The 23,731-nt window shown below is 63.4% G+C and carries 23 protein-coding genes; 11 read left to right on the top strand and 12 right to left on the bottom strand.

Going from position 1 to position 23,731, the window contains the following annotated elements:
- Positions 1-6: 6 nt before the first annotated feature.
- On the top strand, positions 7-1,833 hold the full coding sequence (locus tag O1Y97_RS22770) for an alanine racemase (RefSeq protein ID WP_318762468.1): 1,827 nt from the start codon (positions 7-9) through the stop codon (positions 1,831-1,833).
- Between the two features lie 9 nt (positions 1,834-1,842).
- On the opposite strand, the gene O1Y97_RS22765 is transcribed toward O1Y97_RS22770, so the two are convergent.
- The 3 genes from O1Y97_RS22765 to O1Y97_RS22755 are packed head-to-tail and all read right to left on the bottom strand — an operon-like array spanning position 1,843 to position 3,968.
- The gene (locus O1Y97_RS22765; protein ID WP_318762467.1) at positions 1,843-2,496 is read right to left on the bottom strand and encodes an amino acid ABC transporter permease; all 654 of its coding nucleotides are present in this window, start codon (positions 2,494-2,496) and stop codon (positions 1,843-1,845) included.
- Complete coding sequence (locus O1Y97_RS22760; protein ID WP_318762466.1) at positions 2,493-3,137, bottom strand: ABC transporter permease subunit; 645 nt, start codon at positions 3,135-3,137, stop codon at positions 2,493-2,495. The genes O1Y97_RS22765 and O1Y97_RS22760 overlap by 4 nt, the downstream gene beginning before the upstream one ends.
- Before the next feature lie 27 nt (positions 3,138-3,164).
- Positions 3,165-3,968, bottom strand: coding sequence for a substrate-binding periplasmic protein (locus O1Y97_RS22755; RefSeq protein ID WP_318762465.1), 804 nt, complete (start codon positions 3,966-3,968; stop codon positions 3,165-3,167).
- Between the two features lie 154 nt (positions 3,969-4,122).
- Between O1Y97_RS22755 and O1Y97_RS22750 the strand changes: the two genes are divergently transcribed.
- On the top strand, positions 4,123-5,037 hold the full coding sequence (locus O1Y97_RS22750) for an ABC transporter substrate-binding protein (protein ID WP_318762464.1): 915 nt from the start codon (positions 4,123-4,125) through the stop codon (positions 5,035-5,037).
- Between the two features lie 106 nt (positions 5,038-5,143).
- Positions 5,144-5,593 carry a universal stress protein gene (locus O1Y97_RS22745; protein WP_183264027.1) on the top strand — a complete coding sequence of 150 codons (450 nt, stop codon included), beginning with the start codon at positions 5,144-5,146 and terminating at the stop codon, positions 5,591-5,593.
- Between the two features lie 74 nt (positions 5,594-5,667).
- On the opposite strand, the gene O1Y97_RS22740 is transcribed toward O1Y97_RS22745, so the two are convergent.
- Positions 5,668-6,726 (bottom strand): D-TA family PLP-dependent enzyme, encoded by a 1,059-nt coding sequence (locus tag O1Y97_RS22740; RefSeq protein WP_318762463.1) that lies wholly within the window; start codon positions 6,724-6,726, stop codon positions 5,668-5,670.
- Positions 6,727-6,886: 160 nt separating this feature from the next.
- On the opposite strand from O1Y97_RS22740, the gene O1Y97_RS22735 reads away from it, so the two are divergent.
- The 8 genes from O1Y97_RS22735 to O1Y97_RS22700 all read left to right on the top strand — a co-directional run bounded on the left by O1Y97_RS22735 (position 6,887) and on the right by O1Y97_RS22700 (position 13,035).
- Positions 6,887-7,723: a transporter substrate-binding domain-containing protein gene (locus O1Y97_RS22735; protein WP_108609320.1), complete on the top strand. Its 837-nt coding sequence runs from the start codon at positions 6,887-6,889 to the stop codon at positions 7,721-7,723.
- A 68-nt stretch (positions 7,724-7,791) separates the two neighbouring features.
- Positions 7,792-8,454, top strand: a complete 663-nt coding sequence (locus O1Y97_RS22730; RefSeq protein ID WP_108609319.1) for an amino acid ABC transporter permease — start codon at positions 7,792-7,794, stop codon at positions 8,452-8,454.
- A 5-nt stretch (positions 8,455-8,459) separates the two neighbouring features.
- Positions 8,460-9,122 (top strand): amino acid ABC transporter permease, encoded by a 663-nt coding sequence (locus tag O1Y97_RS22725; RefSeq protein ID WP_108610046.1) that lies wholly within the window; start codon positions 8,460-8,462, stop codon positions 9,120-9,122.
- Between the two features lie 10 nt (positions 9,123-9,132).
- Complete coding sequence (locus O1Y97_RS22720; protein ID WP_318762462.1) at positions 9,133-9,903, top strand: amino acid ABC transporter ATP-binding protein; 771 nt, start codon at positions 9,133-9,135, stop codon at positions 9,901-9,903.
- Positions 9,904-9,919: 16 nt separating this feature from the next.
- Positions 9,920-10,312 (top strand): RidA family protein, encoded by a 393-nt coding sequence (locus tag O1Y97_RS22715; RefSeq protein WP_108609317.1) that lies wholly within the window; start codon positions 9,920-9,922, stop codon positions 10,310-10,312.
- A 34-nt stretch (positions 10,313-10,346) separates the two neighbouring features.
- Positions 10,347-11,168, top strand: coding sequence for an IclR family transcriptional regulator (locus O1Y97_RS22710; RefSeq protein WP_108609316.1), 822 nt, complete (start codon positions 10,347-10,349; stop codon positions 11,166-11,168).
- Between the two features lie 43 nt (positions 11,169-11,211).
- Positions 11,212-12,135, top strand: coding sequence for a sugar kinase (locus O1Y97_RS22705; protein ID WP_318762461.1), 924 nt, complete (start codon positions 11,212-11,214; stop codon positions 12,133-12,135).
- A 204-nt stretch (positions 12,136-12,339) separates the two neighbouring features.
- On the top strand, positions 12,340-13,035 hold the full coding sequence (locus tag O1Y97_RS22700; RefSeq protein WP_108610045.1) for a helix-turn-helix domain-containing protein: 696 nt from the start codon (positions 12,340-12,342) through the stop codon (positions 13,033-13,035).
- A 110-nt stretch (positions 13,036-13,145) separates the two neighbouring features.
- Here O1Y97_RS22700 and O1Y97_RS22695 read toward each other — a convergent pair whose 3' ends face one another.
- From O1Y97_RS22695 to O1Y97_RS22660, 8 genes are all read right to left on the bottom strand, one after another.
- Positions 13,146-14,186, bottom strand: a complete 1,041-nt coding sequence (locus O1Y97_RS22695; protein WP_108609314.1) for a heme-dependent oxidative N-demethylase family protein — start codon at positions 14,184-14,186, stop codon at positions 13,146-13,148.
- Between the two features lie 42 nt (positions 14,187-14,228).
- Positions 14,229-15,194 carry a PDR/VanB family oxidoreductase gene (locus O1Y97_RS22690; protein WP_108609313.1) on the bottom strand — a complete coding sequence of 322 codons (966 nt, stop codon included), beginning with the start codon at positions 15,192-15,194 and terminating at the stop codon, positions 14,229-14,231.
- Entirely contained in the window at positions 15,191-15,784 is a 594-nt protein-coding gene (locus O1Y97_RS22685; RefSeq protein WP_108609312.1) for a dimethylamine monooxygenase subunit DmmA family protein, read from the bottom strand. The genes O1Y97_RS22690 and O1Y97_RS22685 overlap by 4 nt, the downstream gene beginning before the upstream one ends.
- 19 nt (positions 15,785-15,803) lie before the next feature.
- Positions 15,804-16,937: an aminomethyltransferase family protein gene (locus tag O1Y97_RS22680; protein ID WP_183264021.1), complete on the bottom strand. Its 1,134-nt coding sequence runs from the start codon at positions 16,935-16,937 to the stop codon at positions 15,804-15,806.
- A 326-nt stretch (positions 16,938-17,263) separates the two neighbouring features.
- Positions 17,264-18,943 (bottom strand): formate--tetrahydrofolate ligase, encoded by a 1,680-nt coding sequence (locus tag O1Y97_RS22675; RefSeq protein WP_108609310.1) that lies wholly within the window; start codon positions 18,941-18,943, stop codon positions 17,264-17,266.
- A gap of 55 nt (positions 18,944-18,998) precedes the next feature.
- Positions 18,999-19,892, bottom strand: coding sequence for a bifunctional methylenetetrahydrofolate dehydrogenase/methenyltetrahydrofolate cyclohydrolase FolD (gene folD, locus O1Y97_RS22670; protein WP_318762460.1), 894 nt, complete (start codon positions 19,890-19,892; stop codon positions 18,999-19,001).
- 280 nt (positions 19,893-20,172) lie between these two features.
- Positions 20,173-21,882 (bottom strand): APC family permease, encoded by a 1,710-nt coding sequence (locus tag O1Y97_RS22665; protein ID WP_108609309.1) that lies wholly within the window; start codon positions 21,880-21,882, stop codon positions 20,173-20,175.
- A gap of 80 nt (positions 21,883-21,962) precedes the next feature.
- Positions 21,963-23,672, bottom strand: a complete 1,710-nt coding sequence (locus O1Y97_RS22660; RefSeq protein ID WP_108609308.1) for an APC family permease — start codon at positions 23,670-23,672, stop codon at positions 21,963-21,965.
- Positions 23,673-23,731 lie beyond the last annotated feature (59 nt).

The raw sequence follows: 23,731 nt of genomic DNA, 5'->3' as shown, positions 1-23,731 counted from the left end.
GCTGCCATGTCGGGACCGCAAGTCGCCATTGATCTAGGTCGCGTCGAGCGCAACGCCCGCGCAGTCGTGGAACGCAGCGCGCAATCCGGCATCAAGGTGTTCGGCGTTACCAAGGGCAGCTGCGGCATGCCGCAGGTGGCGCGTGCCATGCTGCGCGGCGGTGTGGCGGGGCTTGCCGAGTCGCGCTTCGAAAACATCCGCCGCCTGCGCGAAAGCGGCATCGGCTGCCCGATCATGCTGCTGCGCAGCCCGCCGATCTCGCGTGTCGAGGAGGTGGTGCGCACCGTCGACATCAGCCTGCAGTCGGAACTGGAGATCATCCGCGAGATCTCGCGCATCGCCCAGCGCATAGGCCGGGTCCACGACATCATGCTGATGGTCGACCTCGGCGACCTGCGCGAGGGTATCTGGCCGAACGACCTTTTGCCGACGGTCGAGCGCGTGCTCGAACTGCCAGGCGTGCGCATCGCCGGCCTAGGCACCAACCTGACCTGCTTCGGCGCCATCATGCCGAGCGAGGAAAACCTCAGCCAGCTCGTCGCCTATGCCTACAAGGTCGAGCGGCTTGCCGGCATCAGCCTCGACTGGGTGTCGGGCGGCAACTCGTCGTCGCTGCCCCTTCTGCTCGAAGGCAAGATGCCTGCCGGCATCAACAATCTGCGCATCGGCGAGGCGATCCTGCAGGGCGGCTACGAAACCTTCCGCGAAGAGCCGTGGAGGGAGCTGGAATTCAACGCCTTCAGGCTCGCCGGCGACCTGATCGAGGTCAAGACCAAGCCGTCGCTGCCGATCGGCGAATCCGGCTACGACGCCTTCGGCAATCAGCCGGTTTTCGTCGACGAGGGCGACAGGCTGCGTGGCATCGCCAATATCGGGCGCGAGGACACGATGATCGAGGGGCTGGTGCCGATCAATCCGGGCGTGCGCGTGCTTGGCGCGTCGAGCGACCATCTGGTGCTCGACATCACCGATGCCGAGCCGCCGCTCTCCGTCGGCGACCGTGTCAGCTTCCACATGAACTACGGCGCGCTGCTGACGGCGATGACCTCGGAATATGTCGAGAAGGCGCCGATGCACGACATCGCGGATTTCACCGGCCGCCGCATGGTCTCGATCATTGCCGACGCAGAGGCCGGACCCGTGTTCGCACGGCACTCAGCCGGTGCCCGGCTCGAGCAGATGCAGTTCGACGTGGTCGAGATCGCCGATGCCGAGCACCCGCCGGCCGGCCTTCTCAGGCTGCATGCCGGCGCCGACAGGCACACTGCGTCCGAAGCGTTGGCCGCTGCAGCCGAGGCGACGCATTCCTTTGGCTTGATCTGGATCGATTCCATCGCCGCCCTGATGCCCGAAGGCGAAGACGGCGACGACGTACCGGAAAGCTCGGTGCTGGCACGGGCGCTTGGCCTCGACCACAAGCCCGGTGCGCTGCAGCCGCAGCTGTCGCCCGAAAATGTCGTGCTGGTCGGCCTGCGCGAGGCCGACCCGGCTGAGGTGCGCATCCTCAAGGATTCGCGCGTGAGCGCTTTCACCATGGCCGAGATCGACGGTTCCGGCATGCGCGAGGTGATGCGCGAGGCGATCCGCATCGCCTCCGCGGGAACGACCGGGTTCCACGTCAGCTATTCGCCGTCGGCAACCGAAATCGCCGGATGGAGCGGCGGATCGGGCGGCATGACCGTGCGCGAAACGCACCAGGCGATGGAAACGATAGCGCTCTCGGGCGGCATGCTGTCGATGGATGTTTCCGGTCTTGGCGGTGACACCGAGCCGCGCGTCGCCGCCGAAGCGGTCAACTTCGTCATGTCCGCCTTTGGCAAGCGTATTCTCTGAAACCCGCTCTTATCGCCGGCTCAGGCGCTGGCGGGATTCGTAGAGATACTGCAGGCCGATGATGACGGCTGCGATCAGCAGGTAGAACACCGATACGACCAGCAACACTTCGATCGCCTTGTAGGTCTCGGCGATGATCGTGGTCGAGGCAGCGGTCAGTTCGTCGATGGCGACCAGGCTGGCGAGCGAACTGCCCTTGACCATCTGGATGGCGTTGGAAAACAGCGACGGTGCCGCGAGCCTGTAGGCTTGCGGGATCATCACCTTCCAGTAGATGGCGAAGGGCTTCAGCCCGAGCGCCCTTGCGGCATCGAGCTGGCCTTGGGGCACGCTTTCGAAGCCCGAACGCAGGAATTCGAGATTGTAGGCGGTCGAGGCGAAGATCAGGCCGATCAGCGCCGAGGGCACCGGCTCTAGGTAGATGCCGAGCCGCGGCAGGCCGTAATAGAGCGCAAACAGCAGCGCAAGGACAGGAGCCGCCCGGGCAAAGAAGCTGTAGGCGATGATCAGGCGCCGGAAGGCGCCCTTGGGCCGCTGCATGTAGATGGCAAGCGGCAGCGCCAGAAGGTTCGACACGATGATGACGATCACCGAGATCAGCAGCGTCATGCCGAGCCCGTCGAGCAGCATGCGCTGGTAGCTGGGGTCAAGCAGGATGCTCATCTCGCCACCGCTTGCTTGGGCTTGCGCTCGTTGAACACAAGCAGCGGCGTGACGATCAGGATGTAGAGCCCGACGGCCAGCGTCAGGAAGGTGAAGGGCGCGTTGGTGGCGGCGATGCCCTGCTTGGTGACATAGAGGATCTCGCTGACCGAAACGGCCGACGCGATCGACATGCGCTTGACGGTGCCGATGGCATAGGTGATCCAGCCCTTGCGCGCCAAGGGCAGGATCTGCGGGACCAGCACGCGCAGGAACACCACCGGTTTGGGCAGGCCGAGCGCGAGCCCGGCTTCATATTGCCCGAATGGAATGGCCTTCAGCGCGCCCTTGAACACCTGGTAGTCGAAGGCGATGCCGACCAGGGTGAAGGCGATGATCGTCGAGCCGATCGGGCCGAAGTCGACACCGATCTGAGGCCCGCCGAAGAAGAACAGGAACAGCACGACCAGTTCCGGCACCGAGCGGAAGAAGGCGCTGAACGCCTCGATGCCTGCACGCAGCAGCGATTTCTCGCGGCCGTAGTGGACGAGGGACAAAAGCAAGCCGAATGCTGCCGACAGCGTGAAGATCACCGCCGACAGCGCAATCGTGAGCACTGCCGCAACCAGCAGTCGCGGCAGCCAGGCAATTGCAATTTCCATGTCCGGCCGCCCCTCCGGGAACGCTGTTTACTGCGCTTTCGACCAGTCGATGGAGGCGCCGAACCACTTGTCGGCCAGGCCCTGCAGGGTGCCGTCCTTGCGCCAGGTTTCGAACTGGGCGTCGATGGCGTCGGCCAGCGGCTTGTTCTTGTTGCTGACGGCAACGCTCTGGGTGATGGTCGTCAGCAGGTCGTCGAGCGTGACCGTGCCGGTCAGCTTGCCCGACTTGGTCAGATATTTCGGTCCGAGGAAGTCATGCGCGGCGAAGTCGATGCGGCGGTTCTCGAGGTCGAGGAACAGCTCGGTCGCACCGGGATATTCGCGGCTTTCGGTGACGCAGTCGGCCGGCAGCTTTTCTTTGGCGACCTTCTGGAAGACGCCGCCGCGCACCGCGCCCATGGTCTTGCCGCAGACGTCCTTCCAGCTGGCGATGCCGGTGTCGGCCTCGCGGCGGGTGATGGCGGCACCATTGACGATGTAGGGCGACAGCAGGAAGAAGTCTTTCGATGCGAGGCGCTCCGGCGTACGCGTCACGCCCGAGGCGATGAGGTCGAAGCGGCCGGCGCTCAGGCCCGGCAGCAGGCCGGCGAAGTCGAGCTTCTCGAACTTGGCGGTAAGGCCGAATTGCTTGGCGACGAGATTGACGACGTCGATGTCGAAGCCCTCAAGCTCGCCCGCGGCGTTGGTCATGCTGAAAGGCGGAGCCGAACCCGACGTGCCGACCGTGATGGTGTCGGCTGTCACGAGGGCGGCCTTGTAGTCCTGCGCACTTGCCGTGCTCACGCCGAAGACCGCAATGAGGCCTAGCAGGGCTGTCCGCACAATTCCCATAATCACTCCTTGAATGGGCTGCTTGAAAACTGAATGTTTGGGTTATATCGCAAATTGCTAAAGCCACCAAGGACGGCAATCGCTTTGGATACAATAGTTTCTGGAGAATCTGATTCTCAAGAACGGCCGTTCCGAAAGTTCGAGGTTTTGTGGAATGGAACTGCGTTTCAAGCTTAACTACCTGTTTCAGGGACAGAATTCGCCATTTCTGCACGCCGTCGACGCCGGCTATTTCGCTGACCATGGCGTGTCTTGTACCTTCGTCGAGGGCTTCAGCTCATCGCTGGTGACGCGCGCCTTGGTGGACGGCGAGGCAGATATTGGATTCGGTGATGTATCCTCGGTGTTCGAGCGCGCGCTGCGCACTGGCGAGACCGACATTTCGTGCCTCGTGCCGATCTATGAGCACACGCCCTGCTGCCTCGGCTATCTTTCCGACGGCAAGCGCCTGTCACTGGCCGACGTTCCCGGCAGCACCCTGTGCGGGCCGAACGGCGACACCTCGGCGCGGCTGCTGCCGCTGCTGCTCAAGCGCAACGGCTATGCCCCCGACAGCTACACCTATCTCGGCGTCCAGCCGGAGGAGCGCGATCGGATGGTGGCGTCACGCTCGGTGCTGGCTGCGACCTGCTTCGATGCGACGCTGAAGTTTGCCATGCAGATGCGCGGCCATGACACCACCGCCCTCGATTTCCTCTACTTCGCCGACAACGGGCTAGACATCTATTCAGGCGCGCTTGTGGCGCTCAATTCGGTGCTGGAGCACGAGCCGGGCCTCGCCGGCAAGCTGCAGGCGATCACCCGCCAGGCCTGGCACGACTGCCTGGCGAACCCTCAGTTCGGCGTCGACGCGGTGATCAGGCGTTCGCCTGACATGGATCCTGAAATCGTTCGCAACCAGCTGACCTGGATTCTGGGGCGTCAGGTTTTCCCAGGTGGCGCGCAGCCGATGGAGTTCGACCTCAACGGCGCCAAAATGGCCGACACACTGGAATGCGCGACCTTCTCCGTCGGCGCGGAGGCAAAACGCAGTCCCGAAGGCTTGCCGGCCGAAATCTGCCGGAACTGATCAGCCGGTCTCGGCATGGGGGGCGTTCGGCTTGGCCTTGACCCGACCGTGACGTCCGGGCGAGGTTCGCAGCCTGGATTGACACGAAGCTTATGGAGAGAGCCTAATGTACACTCACATTCTCATCGCCACCGACGGTTCGGAACTGGCGCAGAAGGGCCTCGACCATGGCCTGAGCCTCGCCAAGGGCATCGGTGCCAAGGTGACGATCATGAACGTGACCGAGCCGGCGCCGATCTTTGCCTCCGCCGGCATGTACGGCCCGGTAGCCACGGCAGAGGATATCGTGTCCTACCAGAAGGCCGGCGAGGAATATGGCGCCAAGGTGCTGAATGCCGCCAAGGCCCAGGCTGAAAAGCTTGGCGTCAATGCCGAGGCGGTGCATGTCGAGGAGATGTGGGCGGCGGAAGCGATCAACCAGATCGCTAGCGACCGTGGCTGCGACCTCATCGTCATGGCCTCGCATGGCCGCCGCGGCCTCGGCCGCCTGATCCTCGGCAGCCAGACGGTGGAAGTGGTGACCAACAGCAAGGTGCCGGTGCTGGTCGTCCGCTAACGGAAGTCAGCCTTCAAAAAGGCCTCCCCGGGCGAGATGCCTGGGAGGCCTTTTTTTGTTGGCCGTTGTACGGTTCAGATGATCTTGCCGCGTGCCGGCACCGGCCACAGTTCAGGGGCGCGGTCCTCGCCGAAGACATGGATCCCGTCGACCATGTTGGTGACGACGCAGGCATGGTTGGGCACGACGCGGATACGCTGGCCGACCTTGAGGCCGATGTCGCCCTCGCTGCGCAGGCGGCCGTGTTCCTCCGACAGCTGGTCGATTGCTATGTCGGGGTGGCCGAGGACATGGCCGTGGCCGGTGAGACCGAGTAGGTCGGAGGTCAGCGTCTTTGAGCCGGCGTCGATGATAGCGCGGTTGGGCGCGGGCACCGAGACGACGGTGGCAAGCACCGTCAGCGCGCAGTCGTCCCAGCCACAGACGCCACGCGCCACCAGTGAGCGGTCGTTGTAGACATAGGTGCCGGGGCGGAACTCGGTCGTGGCGGGCACCAGATGCGCCAGCATCATGTCGGGCGAACCGCCTGAGGTGATGGCGGGAACCGCGATGCCTTTGGCCTCGATCAGCGCCTTAGCCTCGGTCATGAAGGTCTGGACCTTGGCCGCGCCGCCGACGGGCGGATAGGTCATCAGCCCGGCGAAATGCAGGCCCGGGGCTGCGGCGATGCGCGAGGCGAACTCGGCGGCTGCCTCGGGCGAGCCGACGCCGCAGCGGTCGGCGCCGGTGTTGCATTCGACGAAGACATCGAGCGTGACGCCTGCATCCGCAAATGCGGCAGAGAGGCCATCGATCACCGTCGCATTGTCGGCCACCACGGCGAGCCTGACCTTGCGGGCGAGTGCCACGAGCGCGGCGAGCTTGTCGTCGCCCAGGATGTTGTAGGTGATCAGCACGTCGTTCAGCCGGTCGCTGCCGGCGACCATGGCTTCCGCTTCCGAGATCTTCTGGCAGGTGATGCCGACAGCGCCCGCGTCGAGCTGCATTTCGGCGATGGCCGGCAGCTTGTGCGTCTTGATGTGCGGCCGGACCTTCAGACCGTGGCTGTCGGCATAGGCCTGGAAGCGTTCGATGTTCCGCTTCGCCACATCGATGTCCACCAATACGGCGGGCGTCTGGATCTTGTCGAACATGCCTGGCTTTGCCTCCAAATCGGAACGTCGGGGACCTTGCCTCCGAACCGCTTGACAAACAATGCCGTGTGCATTTTGATACGTCAATCCATTATTCAGGACAGATGTCCACAATAATGGACATTGGTTTAGAGAAATTTTCCCCGGGAGGATCGGTGAGATGAAGGCTTATCTCTTGGCGGCCGCAGCCGCCGCCGCGCTGACGACCGCTATGCCTGCAGGCGCGCAGGAAAAAAGCAGGCTCGATGAGGTTCTGGCGCGTGGCCACCTGGTCTTGGGCACCGGCAGCACGAACGCGCCGTGGCACTTCAAGAGCGCCGACGACAAGCTCCAGGGCTTCGACGTCGACATGGGGCGCATTGTCGCCAAGGCGCTGTTCGGCGACCCCGACAAGATCGAATACGTCAACCAGTCGTCGGATGCGCGCATCCCCAACATCACCACCGACAAGGTCGACCTGACCTGCCAGTTCATGACGGTGACCGGCGAGCGCGCCCAGCAGATCGCCTTCACCATTCCCTACTACCGCGAAGGCGTTGGCCTGATGTTGAAGGGCGACAGCAAGCATGCCGACTATGCGGCGCTGAAGGCTGCCGGCTCGGGCGTGACCGTCTCGGTGCTGCAGAACGTCTATGCCGAGGCGATGGTGCATGCGGCGCTGCCGGAGGCGAAGGTCGACCAGTACGAATCCGTCGACCTGATCTACCAGGCGCTGGAATCGGGCCGTTCCGATGCGGTTGCCACCGACCAGTCGTCGCTCGCCTGGTACATGAAGCAGAACCCGGACCGCTACAAGGACGCCGGCTACGGCTGGAACCCGCAGACCTATGCCTGCGGCGTCAAGCGCGGCGACCAGGACTGGTTGAACTTCGTCAACACCGCCCTGCATGAGGCGATGACCGGCGTCGAGTTCGACTTCTACGCCAACTCCTACAAGACCTGGTTCGGCAAGGAGATTGCCCCGCCGCAGATCGGCTTCCCGGTCGAGTACAAGTAAGCTCGATGGTGGCGCGGCCCCTGTCTCACCGGCCGCGCCATACCTTTTGATCGGAACCTGACGGCACCATGGGTTACACCCTCAATTTTTCGGCGGTCTGGCGCAGCTTCGACCAGCTGCTCCTGGGCCTGGCGCTCAGCCTGGGGCTTGCTTTCGTGGCGATCGCCATCGGCTGCGTGCTTGGCCTGATCACCGCCTTCGGCCTGTTGTCGAAGCGTGGAATGCTGCGCCATCCCGCGCGCATCTACGTGACCATCATCCGCAACACGCCGATCCTCGTGCTGGTGCTGTTCACCTTCTTCGCATTGCCCCAACTCGGCATCCGCCTCGGCAAGATCGAGAGCTTCGTCGCCACGCTGGCGCTCTATTCGGGCGCCTATCTCGCCGAGGTCTTTCGCGGCGGTCTGCTTGCGGTGCCGAACGGGCTGAAGGAAGCCGGGCTGGCCATCGGCCTGACGCAGTCGCAGATCCGCAATTCGATCGTCATGCCGCTGATGCTGCGCAATGTGCTGCCGTCGCTGTCGAGCACCCTGATTTCGCTGTTCAAGGACACGTCCCTGGCCGCGGCCATCGCGGTGCCGGAACTCACCTTCGAGGCACGCAAGATCAACGTCGAGACTTTCCGCGTCATCGAAACGTGGATCGTCGCAAGCTGCCTCTATGTCGCCACCTGCTCGGTGCTCGCAGCCCTGCTGCGCCAGCTCGAGCGGCGCATGTCCATTCCGAGGTGATCGACATGGATCTCGTTGCATTCCTCGAAACGCTGTGGCTTGCCCGTATCCCTATCCTCAAGGGCATCGGCGTCACCGTCTCCATCTCGGTCCTGGCGATCCTCGTCGGCACCATCCTCGGCATCGGCGTCGGTCTGGCGCTGACCTATGGCGCCAAGCCGCTGCGCTGGCTGGTGCGCGGCTACACCGATTTCATTCGCGGCACGCCGGTGCTGGTGCTGGTTCTGGCGAGCTATTACGTGCTTGGCACCATAGGCATCGATCTCGGGCCGTTCCAGGCCGGCGTGCTGGCACTTGCAGTGTTCTGCTCGTCGCATGTCGGCGAGATCGTGCGCGGCGCGCTGCAGTCGATCCCCAAGGGCCAGACGGAAGCCGCCAAGGCGATCGGGCTGACTTTCCCGCAGACGTTCGCCTATGTGCTTGGGCCGCAGGCGCTGCGCCAGGTGCTGCCCGCCTGGGTCAACACCGCAGCCGAGATGGTCAAGGCCTCGACGCTGCTGTCCATCATCGGCGTGGCCGAGCTGCTGCTCAGGACGCAGGAACTGATCTCGCGCACCTTCATGAGCCTCGAGTTCTATTTCTTCGCGGGCTTCCTCTATTTCGCCGTCAACTACGGCATCGAGCGTTTCGGCCGCTACGTCGAACGCAAAACCTCCATTCCATCTTGAGGCCGACCCCATGACCGGCAACCTTCTCGAAATCCGCGATCTGCATAAGCGCTACGGCGACGTCGAAGTGCTCAAGGGCGTCGACTGCACCATGGCGCAAGGCGACGTCATCTCGATCATCGGCTCGTCCGGTTCCGGCAAGACGACGATGCTCCGCTGTATCAACATGCTGGAGGAGTTCCAGGGTGGTACGATCCGCATCGACGGCGAGGAGATCGGCTACGAGACTTCGGGCGGCACACGGCGCCGCAAGAAGGAAAGGGAAATCGCCCGTCAGCGCGCGATGACCGGCATGGCCTTCCAGCAGTTCAACCTTTTCCCGCACATGAGCGCGGCCGAAAACGTCATGCTCGGCCTGGTCAAGGTCAAGGGCATGCGCCGCGACGAGGCGCGCGGCCTGGCCGAGAAGTGGCTCGACCGCGTCGGCCTTGCCGAACGTCGCGACCGCTACCCCGGCCAGCTTTCCGGCGGCCAGCAGCAGCGCGTGGCGATCGCCCGCGCCATTGCCATGAACCCGAAGCTGATGCTGTTCGACGAGGTCACCTCGGCGCTCGACCCCGAACTGGTCAACGAGGTGCTGCAGGTCATCAAGGACCTTGCCCGCGACGGCATGAGCATGCTGCTCGTCACCCACGAGATGCGATTTGCCTATGAAGTGTCCTCGCGCGTCATCTTCATGAACCAGGGCCGTATCGGCGAAGAGGGCAACCCGCGCGAGATGTTCCACAAGCCGCAGACCGAGCGGCTGGCGGAGTTCCTCAAGACCTCAACTTTCAACTGACATTCGGAGAATTAGCATGACGATCAAGCGCTACGGCACCGGCCAGACCGGGGCAGGCAAGCAGGCGTTGCCTTTCGCCCGCGCCGTCGAGGCCAATGGCTGGCTCCACGTGTCCGGTCAGGTCGCCATGGAAAACGGCGAGATCGTCGGCGGCGGGGTCATTGCCGAGACGCGCAAGACGATGGAAAATCTGATCGCCATCCTCGACGAAGCCGGCTACGGCCTGGAGGACGTCGTGCGCGTCGGCGTCTGGCTCGACGACCCCCGGGACTTCTGGTCGTTCAACGGCGTCTACGCCGAGTATTTCGGCGCCAACCCGCCGGCTCGCGCTTGCGTGCAGTCGAGTATGATGGTCGATTGCAAGGTCGAGATCGATTGCGTCGCCTACAAGGCACCCGTGACGGCATAAGGTTTTTTGCTCGGCGTTCCCGGGGAGGCGGTACATGGACGAAGTTTCGGACGACATGACCAACAGGCGGGCGCGCGGTCTCGACCGCGCCTTCGAGATCCTGAATTTCCTGCGCCTGAAGCGTCAGCCGTTGCGCCCCAACGAGATCGCCTCGGGCATCGGCGCGCCGCGCTCCTCGATCTACGAACTGGTCAACCTGCTGGTGCGGCAGGGTGTTCTGGAGTACCGCGGCGACGACGGCCGCGTATTCCTTGGCCGCAAGCTCTATTTCCTCGGCATGGCCTATGCCGAGCAGTTCGACCTCATGCGCGAGTGCGACAAGCTGCTGACCCACATCGCCGAGGAGACGCGCGAGACGGCGCAGATGTGCCTGCTCGAGGGCAACAAATACACCGTCGCCCAGATGAAGGAGGGCTCCCGCCCGTTCCGCATCTCGTCCAATGTCGGCGACCCGGTAGCGATCCCGTGGACGGCGTCCGGCCGTCTGCTGGTTGCGCATATGAGCGACCAGGAAATCCTCGATTTCATCCCGAAGGAGGATTTCCGTTTGCCCAATGGCCAGTGGCTCGACCCGGCGGTCTTCATCGCCGAAGTGCGCGAGGCGTCCCGCGTCGGCTACTACACCTTCGACAGTGCGGTCGAGACCTTCACCCACTGCTTTGCCGTGCCGGTCTATCAGGCGGGCCGCATCTGCGTGGCGACGCTGTGCCTGGTGGCGCCGCGCGAGGACGGGCTGAAGAACCACGCCAGCTATCTCAAGAGCCTGCAGGATGCGGCAGTTGACCTGTCGAGCCGTCTCGGGCACACGGCTGACGAGGACGGGCAAGGCGCCGTCCGTGCCGCGGGCCGTGGTTGACTTACCCGACCCTGACCTGAACTCACCTGGATAGGCTTACCGCATGTCGCAACGCGCTCTCTTGATCGGGGAATGCATGGTTGAACTCAGGCAGGCCGAGGGCGGCCTGTTGCGCAAGGGTTTTGCCGGCGACACCTTCAACACCGCCTATTACATGCGCGCCTTCCTGCCTGCGGCGTGGCCGGTCGACTATTTCACCGCCGTCGGCACCGATACGATCTCGGGGGAGCTTCTGGCCTTCATCGAGAGCACGGGGGTCGGCACCGGCTTCGTCAGGCGCGTGCCCGAGCGCACGCCCGGCCTCTACATGATCCACCTCAAGGATGGCGAGCGCAGCTTCTCCTACTGGCGCTCGGCATCCGCCGCACGATTGCTCGCCGATGATCCCGCCGCCCTGCGCATGGCTATCGACGCTTCGGACGTGATCCTGTTCTCCGGCATCACGCTGGCGATCCTTTCGCCTGGCGCAGTCGAAACGCTGCTATCGGAGATCCGGCGGGGCAGGGCTGCCGGCAAGATGGTCGCATTCGACCCCAACATCCGCCCGCGGCTGTGGGACGATGCCGACACGATGCGCCGGACGATCTCGGCCGGCGCTGCGGCGGCGACTATCGTCATGCCGAGCTTCGAAGACGAGGCGACGCATTTCGGCGACGCCTCGATCGATGCGACCATCGCTCGTTATGGCAGTCTCGGCGTCGAGAACCTCGTGGTCAAGGATGGCGCGGAGGGCATTACGTTGCGCTTCGGCGGCGAGACGGTCTTCGTGCCTTCGGTCGCCGCCCGGAATGTCCTCGACACCACGGGTGCCGGCGACAGCTTCAACGGCGCGTTCCTGGCGAAGTATCTCGTTTCAGGTGATCACTGCCTTGCCGCGGAATTTGCAGCCCGTGTCGCCGCAACCGTCATCGGTCATCACGGCGCCCTGCTGCCGCCCGCCGAGTTTCAGGCTTTGATGCGCGGCTGAGCCGCAAGCCGAGACGATCGGCACCCCACACATCCGCTGCATGTCGTGCTGCATTTTCCGCCGGAAATGCAGTCAACGAGAGGCATATTGCCTGCATTTCGATCAGCGCCACTTGATATCGTTGGAAAAAAATTTTACCACTAGTGAAAAGGTCGATTTCAAGAGTTGCCATCGCAGGGGATTATCAGGGTGAAAGAAGACCGCATGTCAGCCGTCGCTGTTGCCGAGGGCAAGAACATATCGGCTGCGGTCGCCGCAAAGGCGCGCCCGACACCGCTGCTTCAGGATCCGCACGCGGTACGCGATACCCCGGAGAAGGTTTTGGAGGTGGCACTCGGCCACGAGGTCCGCGCCTTCCGCAAGAAGCTCGGCATCACCGTTGCCGATCTGGCGGCGATGACCAACATTTCGCTTGGCATGCTGTCGAAGATCGAGAACGGCATCACTTCGCCGTCGCTGACCACTTTGCAGTCGCTGTCGCGGGCGCTCGGCGTGCCGCTGACCGCTTTTTTCCGCCGCTTCGAGGAGGAGCGGAACGCCGTCTTCGTCAAGGCGAACGAAGGGGTCGACGTCGAACGCCGCGGCACCCGCGCAGGGCACCAGTACAACCTCCTGGGTCATATCGGCTCCAATACCGCGGGTGTGGTGGTCGAGCCCTATCTCATCACGCTGTCGGAACACACGGACGTGTTTCCGATGTTCCAGCATGAGGGCATGGAGTTCCTCTACATGCTGGAAGGCGAGGTCGTTTACCGCCACAGCAACAAACTCTACCGGATGACGCCGGGCGACAGCCTGTTCTTCGACGCCGATGCACCGCATGGCCCGGAAGAACTGACCACTTTGCCGATCCGCTATCTCTCGATCATCTCCTACCCGCAGGGCAGTGGCAGCGAATAGGCTGCCTGGAACGACCGGCTACAGAGAGGCCGCAAATGAAAAAGGAGGCGAAATCGCCTCCTTTTTCATTTGCGGGGCATGGGCCGAAGCCCATGCCGATCATTCTGTGCCTATTCCGGGCCGAAGCCGGGCGAGGTCGGGGCGCCGTCGTCGTATTTCGACAGCCACTCGACGACGGTCTGGCGGTAACGCGTCAGGCCCTTGTACTCGGCGAGTTCATCCGGCAGGTCGCGCAGCACGCGATGGAAGCGACGTCCCCATTTCGCCACGCTCACCAATTCGTCCATCTTGAGCAGGTAGCAGCGGATCGGGAAGACCAAAGCGTTGGAGCGCGGCAGCCGGAAGAAGGTCTGCAGCTCGACGCGCAGATGCACTTTCTGGCCGACATTCTCAGGCGTGACCGACAGTCGGTCGCTGCCCCACTTGTGGAAGTTTTCCGGGCTGGTATCGAGCCGCGGGTTGATCGTCATGGTCCAGTTCAGGCGCCGCGCCGGCTGGCCCTGCTGGATGTTGGTCAGGAACTTCAGCGCACGGGTGAAGACACCCATTTCATGCGCCAGCGGCACCGGGGCATGCCATTCGAAGAAGTTCATGCCGATGTCGAAATCGAGCGACCAGTCGGCCTGGGTGGTGATCATGCCGGCATCCATCCACAGGTTGCCGTCACGCTGGTCGAGAATGGCGAAGTCGCCCTGGCTCTGGCGGGTGATGTATTCCATCGGTCCGTAGGGCAGGGTGGAAACGTCGCCGAAGGTGAAGGTGTCGTCGATGCCGAGCGGTCGGTTGATCCAGCGCCAGCGGTCGCCGTCCTGGGTCAAGGTGAAGTGCTCGGGATAGCCCTTGGCCATTTCGGTCATCAAGAGTTCGAGCAGGTCCCAGCCGGCGAGCGTCATGTGCGGCAGCGACTGGCAGCGCAGCGGATCCTCCGCAAGCACCATGGCGCGGTCCTGCATTTCGGATACGTAGTGCTCGTCGACATCGATCAGATGTTCGAACACGCTGTTCTTCGGCCCGGCGACATGCGGCTCGATGTTGACCGAGTACATGTAGGCGTCTTCATGATAGGGAAACGGAAACCGTTTGACCTGTTCCGGACTGTTCCTGAAGGTAAAATCGTCGCGGAACGTTTCTTTCCTGAAGTTTATTCCCATCAATTCCTCCCTCTTCCAGAGCGTCGGGCGCCCCGGGATCTGCTACCGTTCGAGAACCAGCGAGCGGCCCTCGAAACGCGAGACGCATGGCATGATCTTCTTGCCCGAGCAGTGCTCCTCATCGCTCAGCCAATGGTCGTTGTGCTTGAATGTACCGTCATAGGAAATGACGTTGGTCTCGCACTGGCCGCAGACACCGCCGCGGCAGAGATAGGGCGGATCGACGCCCGCAGCCTCGATCGCTTCGAGCAGGCTCTGCTGCTCGCCGACGCGGATCTCCAGACCGCTCACCGCCAGCTTGACGTCGAACGGCGTACCCGGCTGCGGCGCTGCGAAATGTTCGTAGTGCACGGAATCGTCCGGCCAGCCATGGGTGGCCGCCGTGTCGCGCACCCATTTGATCATGCCGGCAGGGCCGCAGACATAGATATGCGTGCCGAGCGGCTGGGTGGCGAGCAGGCGCTCGAGCGGGATGCGTTCGTTGCGCTCGTCGAGATAGAGGCTGACCCGGTTGCCGTAGCGTTCGCGCAGCACCTCGGAATAGCTGCCGAGCGCTTCGGAGCGGCAGGTGTAGTGCAGCTCGAAATTGCCGCCGGTCGACGCCAGTTGCGCCGTCTGGGCGAGGAACGGCGTGATGCCGATGCCGCCGGCGATCATCAGGTGCTTCTTGGCACGCAGGTCCAGCGAAAACAGGTTCACCGGATAGCTGATCACCATTTCCATGCCGCGCTTGACGCGGTTGTGCATGAACAGCGAGCCGCCGCGGCCGACATCGTCGCGGCGCACCGAGATGGTATAGTCGCGCGTGTTGAGCGGCGAACTCATCAGCGAGTAGGGGTTGAGGCGGGTCGTGCCATTGTCGCGCATTTCGATGACGACATGGGCACCGCCGGAGAACGTCGGCAGATTGCCGCCGTCCGTCCGTTCGAAATGGAACCGCTTGACCAGTTCGTTGACCGCGACCACTTCGGTCACGGTGACGTTAATCTTGTTTGTTCCTGCGCTCACCGGAAAATCTCCTCTGTCTGAGGGATCTCGGTCGGATCCTCGGCGTTGATGCAGACGCCCTGGAAGGCGGCATGGCGCTTGGAATAGTGGTCACGCACCAGAAGCAGCAGGCCGCAATGCGAGCAGGTTGCCGGCTGGGTGGTGACGTTTTCGGTAATGCCCTTGCAGTGCACGCACTGCACCCGGCGTGCCCAGGAGCCGCGATGTTCGGTCTGGATCGAGGCCGGGTCGATGCCGGCTTCGATTGCAGCCTGCATCATCTGGCCGATCAGGCCTTCCGTGCCGGCGAGATAGACACGCAAGCCCATATGGGCGTTGGCAAGTGTCCATGTCAGGCGCGGCAATGCCGCCGCGATCGAGGGGCCTTCATAATACTGGGCCGGCTTCAACGCCTTCAGGGATGCCTGAAAGCTGTCTCCGGTCCGGCCCGGTATGAACATGATGTGTGCACTGGCGAAGAAGTCCGCGGGAGCCTGCTTCGCCAGGTCCAGGATCGCGGACGCCCCTTCGGCGTCCGCAATGAGAAGGTGGCTCTTGCCGGCCTGCGGTGACAATGTTCCGTAGACCGGGCGACTAAGGATCGTCTTCACCGGTGCACTGTCCAAGGTCTCAGCCCTTTGCCGTCCGCTTGAGCTTCTTCGGATCGTCGAACGGCAGCGACTGTGCGGTTGCCTTGACGGTGCCGCTGGCGTTGCGGATCTCGAGCGGCGTTCCGACGATGGCGCAGTCGACGTCGAGACGGGCGATGCCCATCGACTTCTTCACCAGCGGCGAATACATCGCACAGGTCACGACACCGACCTTCTTGCCATCGCGCCAGATCTCAGCACCTTCGTCAGCTGCCTTGTCGCTGTCGAGCAGCACGCCGAAGATCTTGAAGCGCTCCTTGCCCTTAAGGCGATAGTGCTCTTCGGCACCGCGGAAGCCGGTCTTGCCGGGGCTGACGGTGAAGTCGAGGCCGAGCTCCCACAACGTATCGCCAGGGCCCTCGTTTGCGAACGGGTACTTCTGCGAATTGTCGTATGGGTAGAACAGAAGGTAGCTCTCGACGCGCAGCATGTCGAGCGTGGTGAAGCGGGTCGGGATGATGCCCATTTCCTTGCCTTCGGCAACGATGGTGTCCCAGATCGTGCCGGCGTCCTGGCCGCGGCAGAAAATTTCGTAGCCGCGCTCGCCGGTGTAGCCGGTGCGCGAGATCATCACCGGGAAGCCGAACAGCTGGGTCTGCATGTGGTGGAAGTAGTTGAGGTCGCGGATGCCCGGCACGTGCTTGGCGAGATAGTCGACCGCCAGCGGGCCCTGCAGCGAAAGGTCGTGCAGATTGTCGTCGAAGCGGACCGACACGTCGCGGCCGATCGAGGCGCGGGTCAGTTCTTCATGGCCGGTACCGGCGCCATGGACGACCATCCAGGAGTTCGGGCCCATGCGGTAGATGACGCAGTCGTCGGTGAACTTGCCGGCGTCGTTGAGCATGCAGGCATAGACCGACTTGCCGGGGTAGATCTTCTCGACATTGCGGGTGGTGCACAGGTCAATGACATGCCCGGCGTGGGCGCCGGTGATGTGGACCTTCTTGAGGCCCGAAACGTCCATCAGGCCGGCCTTGGTGCGGATCGCGACATATTCCTCGTTCGCGTCCTTGTCGTACGACCAGGCCGTGCCCATGCCGCTCCAGTCTTCGAGATTGGAACCAAGGGCGCGGTGGCGATCGGCCAACGTCGAAAAACGCCATGAAGCTGTCATCGGTAGTACTCCTCCAGTTAGTTCCTCCCGCCTCGTTCCGGCGACCCGGCCATGAGGCGGACGTTGTTGGGGACATATTGACTCGAAACTTGCCTGAAGAGCAATATCCAAGTGCAAGAATTTTTACTGATAGGCAACTTTTAATAGGCCTTTCAGCATGCGCCAGATGGTGGTCCGGCATGGCCCGCCCTGGCTTGGGCGTTTCTTGCCGGCTCCCATCCGCGATTGAAAAAAAAGGCCCGGCACAATGTGCCAGGCCTTGAAGGGCGCTCCGGGCCTGGGGGACAGGAGGGGTGGAAAGGAGCGCCTTGGGAGAGAGATTTATCTCAGAACAGGCCTTCGATCTGACCTGCCTCGTTGAGGAAGATCTTTTCCGACGACGGCGCCTTGGGCAGGCCCGGCATGGTCATGATCTCACCGCAGATGGCGACGATGAAGCCGGCACCGGCCGACAGCCTGACCTCGCGCACCGACACGACATGGCCGGTGGGCGCGCCGCGCAGGTTGGGATCGGTCGAGAACGAGTACTGCGTCTTGGCCATGCACACCGGCAGGTGGCCGTAGCCGGCGGCTTCCCAGGCATGGAGCTGGTCACGCACCGACTTGTCGGCGATCGCCTCCGAGCCGCGGTAGATGCGCTTGACGATGGTGTCGATCTTGTCGAACAGCTTCATGTCGTCGGGATAGAGCGGGGCGAACTGCGAGGCGCCGCTCTCGGCAAGCGAGACCACCTTGTGGGCGAGCTCCTCGATGCCGGCCGAACCATGGGCCCAGTGCTTGCAGACGATGGCTTCTTCGCCCATCGCCGCGACATACTCCTTCATCGCCGCGATCTCGGCGTCGGTGTCGGAGTAGAAGTGGTTGATCGCCACCACCGCCGGCACGCCGAACTGCTTGACGTTTTCGATGTGGCGGCCAAGGTTGGCGCAGCCCTTCTTCACCGCCTCGACGTTTTCCTTGCCGAGGTCTTCCTTCTTGACGCCGCCGTTCATCTTCATCGCGCGCACGGTGGCGACGATGACCGCCGCCGCCGGCTTGAGGCCAGCCTTGCGGCACTTGATGTCGAAGAACTTCTCGGCCCCGAGATCGGCGCCGAAGCCGGCTTCGGTGACGACATAGTCGGCGAGCTTCAGCGCGGTCGTGGTGGCGACCACCGAGTTGCAGCCATGCGCGATGTTGGCGAACGGGCCGCCATGGACGAAGGCGGGGTTGTTTTCCAGCGTCTGCACCAGGTTCGGCTGGACCGCGTCCTTGAGCAGCACGGCCATGGCGCCGTCGGCCTTGAGGTCGCGGGCATAGACGGCGCTCTTGTCGCGGCGGTAGGCGACGATGATGTCGCCGAGGCGCTTTTCGAGATCCTTGAGGTCGGTCGCCAGGCACAGGATCGCCATGACTTCCGAGGCAACCGTGATGTCGAAGCCGGCTTCACGCGGGAAGCCGTTGGCGACGCCGCCGAGCGAGCAGTTGATCTCGCGCAGCGCCCGGTCGTTCATGTCCATGACGCGGCGCCAGACGACGCGGCGGGTGTCGATGTTGAGCTCGTTGCCCCAGTAGATGTGGTTGTCGATCAGCGCCGACAAAAGGTTGTGGGCGGTGGTGATGGCGTGGAAGTCGCCGGTGAAGTGGAGGTTCATGTCCTCCATCGGCACGACCTGGGCATAACCGCCGCCCGCTGCACCGCCCTTGACGCCGAAGTTGGGTCCGAGCGAGGCTTCGCGGATGCAGACCACGGCCTTCTTGCCGATGCGGTTGAGGCCGTCGCCCAAGCCCACGGTGGTGGTGGTCTTGCCTTCGCCGGCCGGCGTCGGGTTGATCGCGGTGACCAGGATCAGCTTGCCGTCCTTGTTCTTGCGCGCATTGGCGATGAACTCGGCCGAGATCTTGGCCTTGTCGTGGCCGTAAGGCAGCAGATGCTCGGTCGGAATGCCGATCTTGGCGCCGATCTCCTGGATCTGTTTCTTCTTGGCGCCACGCGCGATCTCGATATCGGTCTTAAATTCGGCCATGACTCTCTTCCCTTGAGGTTGGTTCGATTTCGACGGAGCCGGTAAGGCTCCCGGATTAAAAACGAGGTGCTGGCTGACCTGCCGCGCGGAAGGCCGAGACGACGGTGTTGGCCATCAACAGTGCGATCGTCATCGGGCCGACGCCGCCCGGTACCGGCGTGATGGCGCCGGCCTGTTCGGCCGCACTGGCATAGTCGACATCGCCGACCAGCTTCGACTTGCCGTTGGCGCCGCCTTCGAGGCGGTTGATGCCGACGTCGATGACCGTTGCGCCCGGCTTGACCCAGTCGCCCTTGATCATCTCGGGGCGACCGACGGCCGCAACCAGGATGTCGGCGCTGCGGCACAGCGCCGGCAGGTCCTTGGTCCGGCTGTGGGCAACGGTGACAGTGGCGTTGGCGTTAAGCAGAAGATTGGCCATCGGCTTGCCGACGATGTTGGAGCGTCCGACCACGACGGCGTTGAGGCCCGACAGGTCGCGGCCAAGCGCACGCTCGATCAGCAACATCGAGCCTGCCGGCGTGCAGGGCACGAAGGCGGTATCGAGTTCGCCGGTGCCGAGCTTGCCGACATTGGTGAAATGGAAACCGTCGACATCCTTGTCGGCGGCAATCGTCTGGATGATCTTGCCGGCATCGATGTGGTTCGGCAGCGGCAGCTGCACGAGGATGCCGTGGATTGCCGGATCGGCGTTGAGTTTTTCCACCAGCGCCACGAGATCCGATTCGGAGGTGTCGGACGAAAGCGCATGTTCGATCGAGTGGAAGCCGCACTCCTTGGCCTTCTTGCCCTTGGAGGCGACATAGACCTGGCTTGCCGGATCGTGGCCGACGATGACCACCGCGATACCGGGCACGACGCCGGTTTTTGCGATGAGCTGCTCGGCCGCTACCCTGACCTTCGCCACCACATCGGCCGCCACTGCCTTGCCGTCGATTACCGTCGTCATGCTATGCCATTCCTCCCAGGCGAACGCGTCGATACCCACGGCGGGCGCCGTCGATTCGCAGCCCCGGATATCAGATCCGGACAGCTTTTGCGCTGAATTTTCCCGTCTGAATCTATAAAGGCGAGAGGCGTGAAAGTCAACCGTAATGCAAGAATCTTTCATGGAAAGAAATATTAGCCCAGCGCATTTTCCTGCCATGGCTAGGGCCGCGCCGTGCGGCAGCCCCAAAAGGAAAAGGCCGGCTTGCGCCGGCCTCGACCATAGCGACGAGATGTCTCCGTCAGATGACGAAGAACCAGTTGGCGAGCAGCACGACCGCCACGCCTGCAATCAGCGTCAGGTAGGGCAGGATGCCCGCCTTGCGGTTCTTCAGGTCTTCCTGGGTGATGCCGAGGTCGTCGAGCATGTGCGGCGGGAACTTGCCGCCATCCTGGATGTAGTGGCGATAGCAGAACACCGGGATGATCAGCGCCGCCGCGATGAAGCCGGCATACAGCGCCCAGGGGTTCCAGACCTTGGCGCCTGCGCCCATGAACATGGCATTGACGTAGGACAGCATGGCGCCGACTGCGATCAGGATCGTTGGTGCTTTCCACGGCCGATGGATGTGGCCGTTGTCGATGCGGTGGATCCAGCCCGCGTTCAGGTTGAGGAAGTTGAAGATGATGTAGCCGCAGTTCGACACCGACAGCACGAAGAAGAAGCTGGTGGCGTCGGCCGCCGCGACGGCGAGCAGGAACACGTTGAAGATCAGGTCGGTCCACATGGCGCGCGTCGGTGCGCCATGGCTGTTGACGTGGCTGAGGAACTTGGGCAGCCAGCCGTCGACCGAGCCCTGGTATAGCGTGCGCGACGAACCGGCCATTGCCGTCATGATCGACAGCATCAGTGCCAGGATCATCAGCATCACCATGATCGACGTGATGAAGCCGGCGCCGCCGACCATCCGGGCCATGGCTTCGGCAACGCCCGAGCCGTCGACGATCGGCGTGGCCAGCATGCCGTTGAGGCCGAGCACGCCCTGGAAGGTGAACGGCACCAGTGTGTAGAGCGCCAGGCAGAGCAGGCCGGAATAGAAGATCGCCCGCACCGTGTCACGGCCGGGGTTCTTGAACTCCGAGGTGTAGCAGATGGCCGTCTCGAAGGCATAAGCCGACCAGGCGGCGATGAACATGCCGCCGAAGGCCAGGGTCCAGCCGGCGACGTTCCACGCGCCGGGCTCAGGCGAGTAGGCGGCGGCGAGCGGCACCAGCGGCGAATAGTTGTCCCAGTTGATCTGGCCGGTGATGATCGGGACGATGCCGACGATCAGCATCGGCACGATGACGATCAGGCCGATGTATTTCTGCACATTGGCGGTGCCGAGGATGCCGCGATGCTGGATGGCGAAGGTTATCAGCATCAGGATGACGCCGATGAAGAACACCGAGTTGAGTGAGAAGCTGACCGGGCCGAGCGTGCCGTGATAGAGCGTCCAGGTGCGGATCGCAGGGGTCGCTGCCGCAGTCAGGGCGGTCACAGCGTCAGCAGCGCTCGTGCCGACATTGGCTGCCATGTACTGCAGCACCTCGGGCGAGGTTTCGGTGAAGCCGGGGATCGGCGCCAGCGCGTTGAGGATATAGGCCGCCGCAATTGAACAGCCCAGCGACAGCACCGGCGTCCAGGCGAGCCAGTTGCACCACACCGACAGCGGCGCGATGAATTTGGAATAGCGCAGCCATGCAGTCGCGCCGTAGACCGAGGCGCCACCCGACTTGGACGGGAACAGCCCGGCGATCTCGGCATAGGTGAAAGACTGGATCAGGCCGAGGATGATCGAGGCCGTCCAGATCAGGAAGGCGATGTTGCCGGTGGTGCCGGCGATGCCGCCGATCGAGAACAGGACGAGGGCCGGCACGCCGCTGGCCACCCAGAAGGCGCCGCGCCAGTCGATTGTTCGTTGAAGCTGGCCGTCACCGGCGTCGCTGTGACTTGCTGTCGTTGTGCTCATTGTCGTTCCCCGTCTTGTTCAAAAAGGCCCCGCGCCTCCCAGCGCGGGACCGTGTCTGCGTTGTTGTTGGGTTCAGCGTGTCAGAGCACGAAGAACCAGTTGGATATCAGAACCACGGCGAGACCGGCGATCAGCGTCACGTAGGGCAGGATGCCGGCCTTCCTCTTGCGCAGGTCGGCCTCGTGCATGCCGAGATCGTCGAGCATGTGCGCCGGGAACTTGCCTCCGTCCTGGATGTAGTGGCGGTAGCAGAACACCGGGATGATCAGGGCCACGGTGAACAGGCCAGCCCAAAGAGCCATCGGGTTCCACACCTTGGCGCCAGCGCCCATGAACGCGGCATTGACGAAGGCGAAGATCGTGCCCAGTGCCAGCAGCCAGGTCGGGGCCTTCCACGGACGGTGGATGTGGCCGTTGTCGATGCGGTGGATCCAGCCGGCGTTCAGGTTCAGGAAGTTGAACATGATGTAGCCGCAGTTGGCGACGGCGAGGATGAAGAAGAAGCTCGTCGCGTCCGTGGCGGCGATCGCCAGCAGGAAGAGGTTGAAGATCAGGTCCGTCCACATGGCACGAGTCGGTGCGCCATGCTCGTTGACGTGGCTGAGATACTTGGGCAGCCAGCCGTCGACCGAACCCTGGTAGAGGGTGCGCGACGAACCGGCCATGGCGGTCATGATCGCGAGCAGCAGCGCCAGGATCATCAGCATGACGAGCAGGGTCTTCACCAGCGCGCCGCCGCCGACCATCGTGGCCATGGCGTCGGCGACGCCCGAACCGTCGACGATCGGGGTTGCCAGCATGCCGTTGATGCCGAGCACGCCTTGGAAGGTGAAGGGCACCAGGATGTAGAGCAGCATGCACAGCAGGCCGGAGTAGAAGATGGCCTTGAAGGTGTCGGTAGCCGGGTTCTTGAACTCGCGGGTATAGCAGACCGCGGTCTCGAAGCCGTAGGTCGACCAGGCGGCGATGAACATGCCGCCGAGCGCCAGCGTCCAGCCGGCGGTGTTCCACGAACCGGGCTCGGGCGCATAGGCTGCGGCGAGCGGCACCAGCGGCGAATAATTGTCCCAGTTGATCTGCCCGGTGATGATCGGCACGACGCCGACGATCAGCAGCGGGATGATGACCAGCATGCCGACGATCTTCTGCACGCTTGCCGTGCCGAGGATGCCGCGGTGCTGGATGGCGAAGGTCATCAGCATCAGGATCGCGCCGATCCAGAAGGTGGCGTTGAGCGAGAAGCCGACCGGGCCCAGCGTGTGGCTGTAGAGCGTCCAGGTGCGGATACCGGGCGTGCCGGCGGCGGTGACCGCAGCGACCGCGTCAGCGGCGCTCGTGCCGACATTGGCTGCCAGGTACTGCAGCACCTCGGGCGAGGTTTCGGTGAAGCCCGGGATCGGCGCCAGCGCGTTGAGGATATAGGCGGCAGCGATGGTGCAGCCGAGCGACAGCACCGGCGTCCAGGCGAACCAGTTGCACCAGACCGACAGCGGCGCGACGAACTTCGAATAGCGCAGCCAGGCGGTGGCGCCATAGACCGAGGCGCCGCCCGACTTGTTCGGGAACAGGCCGGCGATCTCGGCGTAGGTGAACGACTGGATGAAACCCATGAGGATGGACAGGGTCCAGATCAGGAAGGCGATGTTGCCTGTGGTGCCGGCGATGCCGCCGATTGAGAACAGAACGAGCGGCGGAACGCCGCTGGCCACCCAGAAGGCGCCTCGCCAGTCGATTGTTCTGTGAAGTTGGCCGGCGGATTCCGCCGGACTGATGTCCGTTACAGCGCTCATTTGCTCAGTTCCCCATGGATTGAGAATGCCCGTCGCCCACGCCGGCATTTCCCGGTTTC

The sequence above is a fragment of the Aminobacter niigataensis genome, assembly GCF_946995915.1.
Taxonomy (GTDB): domain Bacteria; phylum Pseudomonadota; class Alphaproteobacteria; order Rhizobiales; family Rhizobiaceae; genus Aminobacter; species Aminobacter niigataensis.
Note: the sequence above shows the minus strand (reverse complement) of the source record. Positions and strands in the feature narration are given on the sequence as shown.